This is a genomic window from Oleiphilus sp. HI0128 (assembly GCF_001635365.1).
The window spans coordinates 1-1,310 of the sequence record NZ_LWGG01000183.1 but is presented as its reverse complement, the minus strand read 5'-3'; the positions used below and the strand labels follow the sequence as shown (position 1 = coordinate 1,310).

Below are 1,310 nucleotides of genomic sequence, written 5' to 3'. Positions count from 1 at the left end.
CAAGCCGAACTGGATCTCCCATACATCCGGCAAGCCGTCATTATCACTGTCTGCATTATCGCTTGTAGCAGACGTAACAAAACTAAGGGTGTCACTGCTAACCATTTCGCCAAGTAAATTATAAGCGTCTACACGAACATAATAATGAGTCGCAGGATCAAGGTTCACAAGATTCACTTGGTGACTCAGCGCACTATCTATATTGGCTTCTTTGTAAGATAAGTCATCGATCGCCGTACCAAAGCTTACCTGGCCAATTGCTTGATCGGTATTGGCCCATTCAACAAGCGCGGTGTTTGTTGAAATAAAGCTTACGTCCGGCTGCGAGCTGAAAGCAGGCAAGGGTAGATCGATCAAGCTACCGGAGTTAAAAGAAATTGTTTGGAAAGATGTTTGGTTGCCCACAATGTCAGCCAACACATATCGTAGCTCATAGCTGCTATTGGGGATTAGCTCTTGAAGCAGAATAAAGTGCGACAGCTTCTCGGATTGTGAGCCCGCTGCTTGCCAATCAGCAGAACCTTCAGGTCTATATTCTACAAATACAACCGACAATTCATCACTTACTAAGCTTAAGCTTGCAAGCTCACCGAAACTTTCAAGAACCGGTGTTGCGGTCAGAATTGGCGCAGTGTTGTCTGAACTTGTTGAAATACTTCTTAGCTTACTAGAGGCAACTTCGATAAGCGTATTAATTTGCTTGCTTGCTGTATATCCGTGATGATCAGTGGAATATGCGGTACAAGTATAGCTATTACCTTCCACTAAAGTGGTCAAAGTAAGCGTGTGTTTCTTAGTTGGTTTAGATACGTGCACTTCAAGCGTCGCGGCGGCGCTTGTACATACCAATCGCGCATCAGCGTTTACATCGGTTTCCCAGTAGACACTAAGCGTGGCACCGCTAAGTTCGAGAACCTCCACTTCCGACATAAAGTGAGGATCGCCTTGATGGCCTCTAACTTTACTGCGGAAGGACATAACCTCACTCATTGCAAGATTACCTTGCGCATCAGCGGTCTGAACTTGGAAGTAATAAAATGTATCAGGCTGTAAGCCGGTCACTGGCAAAGTATGCGAAGCCCTTAAACCGTTTTTACTTTCAATTTGCTCAAGCTCATCTATCGAAGTACCGATTACTAGACGAGTCGTTGCAGGCTCACTAGTTTTCCAGCGAATGACGACGCTTTGATGTGTAATATTCTGTATTAATGGGCTGCCGATAATAATGGGTGCCATGGTGTCTGGTGAGGCCAGGGTTGTAAAGGTTATCGGCGTACTGATAGTCGGGCCGTTTCCATGCCTGTCTGTGG

At 45.6% G+C, this 1,310-nt stretch carries 1 protein-coding gene; it reads right to left on the bottom strand.

Translation table 11 applies throughout. The features are described 5' to 3' along the window. Positions 1 to 1,310 (bottom strand): fibronectin type III domain-containing protein (locus A3763_RS02405; RefSeq protein WP_197482702.1); only part of this gene is annotated, 1,310 nt, incomplete at both ends.